The organism is Stenotrophomonas sp. Sm2128, from assembly GCF_030985535.1.
Classification (GTDB): domain Bacteria; phylum Pseudomonadota; class Gammaproteobacteria; order Xanthomonadales; family Xanthomonadaceae; genus Stenotrophomonas; species Stenotrophomonas maltophilia.
In genome coordinates this window covers 1-3,420 of the sequence record NZ_JAPTFQ010000146.1, presented here as the reverse complement: position 1 = coordinate 3,420, position 3,420 = coordinate 1, and the positions used below count along the sequence as shown (strand labels likewise).

Annotated in this window: 3 protein-coding genes; 1 reads left to right on the top strand and 2 read right to left on the bottom strand. The window is 68.0% G+C overall.

The genetic code is table 11. From position 1 onward, the window contains the following. Window positions 1-292 precede the first annotated feature (292 nt). The gene (locus O0K41_RS22115; RefSeq protein ID WP_164221710.1) at window positions 293-1,117 is read right to left on the bottom strand and encodes a helix-turn-helix transcriptional regulator; all 825 of its coding nucleotides are present in this window, start codon (window positions 1,115-1,117) and stop codon (window positions 293-295) included. Continuing rightward, window positions 1,114-1,818, bottom strand: a complete 705-nt coding sequence (locus O0K41_RS22110; RefSeq protein WP_049448864.1) for a VIT family protein — start codon at window positions 1,816-1,818, stop codon at window positions 1,114-1,116. Before O0K41_RS22110 ends, O0K41_RS22115 begins: the two co-directional genes overlap by 4 nt. Window positions 1,819-1,970: 152 nt before the next feature. Between O0K41_RS22110 and O0K41_RS22105 the strand changes: the two genes are divergently transcribed. After that, a complete protein-coding gene (locus O0K41_RS22105) occupies window positions 1,971-3,335 on the top strand; it encodes a glutamate--cysteine ligase (protein ID WP_057500528.1) in 1,365 nt (454 codons plus the stop codon). Window positions 3,336-3,420: the final 85 nt, after the last annotated feature.

The following is a 3,420-nucleotide window of genomic DNA, read 5'->3' as shown; positions in this document are numbered from 1 at the left end:
GACACAGTAGATCCACGCCATGCGTGGATGACTCATTCGATATCTGACAGATGTGTCGACCAAGGTCGACACCTACCAACAGCCGCCGGAATCTGTCGAAGGCGGGGCACTGTGGGTTTGCGGGGTGTGAGCCGCATGGATGCGGCGACCAAGCCCCCATGGACGGGTTTACGGCGTCCCCGCAAACCCACAGTGCCCCGTCATCCCACGGAATGCACGCTGTTGCTGTTGCTGTTGCTTCGGCTCTTGCACTTGCCTCGGCGGGTGCAGGGCGCAGCCCTGCCGAACCCCCTCAAATGTCTGTGGGAGCCAGTCCGTACTGCTCGGCGAAGCGCTTGCTGAAACTCGCCGCAGACCGGTAGCCCGCGCGTGCGGCAACGGTCTTCAACGGCAGGTCGGTGGTATAGAGCAGCTGCATGCCATGCGCCAACCGTGCCTCGGTGAGCAGCTGGCGCAGGCTGGTGTCCTCGGCGGCGAGTCGACGGCGCAGGGTTGCGCCGCTCAGCGCGAACTGCTCTTCCACGTCGCGCGATTGCCAGTCGCGTGCCGGTTCGGCGGCGATGCGGTCGCGGATCTGTTCGCCGAGGCTCGGTGCCTGCGGCAGCAGCAGGTTGCCATGGCCCTGCCGGCACAGCGTCAGCACCAGTGAGGCCAGGGCCAATCGAGCTTCGCTGTAGCGGCCGTCCTGCAGCGATTGCCGCCACTGGCGCAGCACCGTGGCGTGTTCGATCAACGGCAATCGCGCCATCGACTGGCCCGGCGCGGGAAGTTCCTCGCTCCACAGCGTGCGTGCGGCTGCGAGTACTTCAGCACACAGCGGCACGATGGCACTGAGATAGCGGCCACTGCGTGGATCGGGGCTGTTGACCACATCGATGCGGCAACGCTGGGTCAGCAGCAGGATGTCGCCGGGAACGAACTCCAGCGACTGGTGTGCGGTACGCACCTGCTTGCGGCCTTCCAGCAGGATCGCGAACTGCGGTTGCGGAATCTCCACCGAGCTGGCGCCATGTTCGCGACGTGCGGTGATGCAGGCATAACCTTCGGCGCGTGCGCAGCCGGCCAGGCTGGCCATCTCGGCCAGCAGTGCGGTGGCCGGGGGCAGCATGGCGGTCATGTCACGTGCGCGCCGAGCAGGCGACCGACGCCGGCGGCCGCGGCCATCGCCAGTGCGCCCCAGAACATCACCCGGATCGCGCCGCGTACCGGCGGTGCGCCGCCGGCCCGAGCCGCCATCGCGCCGGTCAGGCACAGGCCGAGCAGGGTACTGGCCGTGGTCATCATCGCAACCTTGTCCACCGGCGCGAGCAGGGCGGTCAGCACCGGCAGTGCCGCGCCGCAGGTAAAGGCCCCGGCCGAGGCCAGTGCTGCCTGCAGCGGGCGCGCGCGCAGGGTATCGGTGATGCCCAGCTCGTCGCGTGCGTGGGCGCCCAGCGCATCGTGGGCGGTAAGCTGTTCGGCCACCTGCCGTGCCAGCGCAGGCTCCAGGCCGCGGTGGCGGTAGATCGCGGCCAGCTCTTCCAGCTCGCTGTGCGGATCTTCGTGCAGTTCGCGCTTTTCCATCGCCAGGTCGGCGTCTTCGGTGTCGGCCTGGGTCTGCACCGAGACATACTCGCCGGCGGCCATCGACATCGCGCCGGCCACGGTGCCGGCCACGCCGGTGGCCAGGATGGTCGCAGCCGAGGCGCCGCTGGCGGCCACGCCGACCACCAGGCCGGCCACCGAGACGATGCCATCGTTGGCGCCCAGCACGGCGGCACGCAGCCAGCCGACACGCTCGGAGCGGTGCAGTTCGGGGTGTCGTGAATGGCGGCTCATGGCCTTGAGTGTACGAGGGTCAAGAGGGCGTCGGTAGGATGCTGAAACCCGTCACCGTCGCATGACGCAACCGGTCGCCACGCTATAGTGCGCCCTTGCGATGGAAGGCCCCGGGCCCCACATCCCCCGCCACCGTCCAGCGAGCCCTCCCCTTGTCGAGCCCCAGCCACGTCGCCGATACACCCATTACCGACCGCTCGCAGCTGGTGGAGGTGCTCGCCTCCGGCGAGAAGCCCCGCGCGCAGTGGCGCATCGGCACCGAGCACGAGAAGTTCGGGTTCCGCCTGGATGACCTGCGCCCGCCGACCTTCGAAGGTGAGCGCGGCATCGAAGCCCTGCTCAACGGTCTGGTCCGCTTCGGCTGGGAGCCGGTGCAGGAAAACGGCAACACGATCGCCCTGCTGCGCGATGGCGCCTCGGTGACGCTGGAACCGGCCGGCCAGTTGGAACTGTCCGGCGCGGCGCTGGAAACCATCCACCAGACCTGCGTGGAGACCGGCACCCACCTCAATGAAGTGGCGCAGGTGGCCGGCGAACTGCAGCTGGGTTTCCTCGGCATGGGCTTCCAGCCGAAGTGGAAGCGCGATGAGATGCCGTGGATGCCGAAGGGCCGCTACAAGATCATGCGCGCGTACATGCCCAAGGTCGGCTCGCTCGGCCTGGACATGATGACCCGCACCTGCACGGTGCAGGTGAACCTGGACTACGCCACCGAAGCGGACATGGTGAAGAAGTTCCGCGTGTCGTTGGCGCTGCAACCGATCGCCACCGCGTTGTTCGCCGATTCGCCGTTCACCGAAGGCAAGCCGAACGGCTATCTGAGCTACCGCTCGCACATCTGGACCGACACCGATGCCGACCGCACCGGCATGCTCGACTTCGTGTTCGAGGATGGGTTCGGTTACGAACGCTATGTCGATTACCTGCTCGACGTACCGATGTATTTCTCCTACCGCGACGGCATCTACCACGACGCCAGCGGGCAGAGCTTCCGCGATTTCATGCAGGCCAGGCTGCCGGTGCTGCCGGGCGCGCTGCCGACGCTGCGCGACTGGTCGGACCACATGACCACTGCGTTCCCGGAAGTGCGCCTGAAGAAGTACCTGGAAATGCGCGGTGCCGATGGTGGCCCGTGGAGCCGCCTGTGTGCGCTGCCGGCGTTCTGGGTCGGCCTGCTGTACGACGACGCTGCGCTGGATGCCGCCTGGGACCTGGTGCGTGACTTCACCCTGGCCGAGCGCCATGCACTGCGCGACGGCGTGCCGAAGCATGCGATGAACCTGCCGTTCCGCAATGGCACCGTGCGTGATCTGGCCCGCGAAGCAGTGAAGATTTCCGTGGAAGGCCTCAAGCGCCGTGCGGCGCGCAATGCCGATGGCCAGGATGAAAGCAAGTTCCTGGATGTGCTGCAGGAGATCGTCGAGTCCGGCCTGACCCCGGCCGAACGCAAGCTGGCGCTGTTCCATGGCCGCTGGCACGGCGACGTCGATCCGGTGTTCCGCGAATTCGCGTACTGAGTGGATTGCGGTAGTTGGGGGGGGGGGGGGGGGGGGGGGGGGGGGGGGGGGGGGGGGGGGGGGGGGGGGGGGGGGGGGGGGGGGG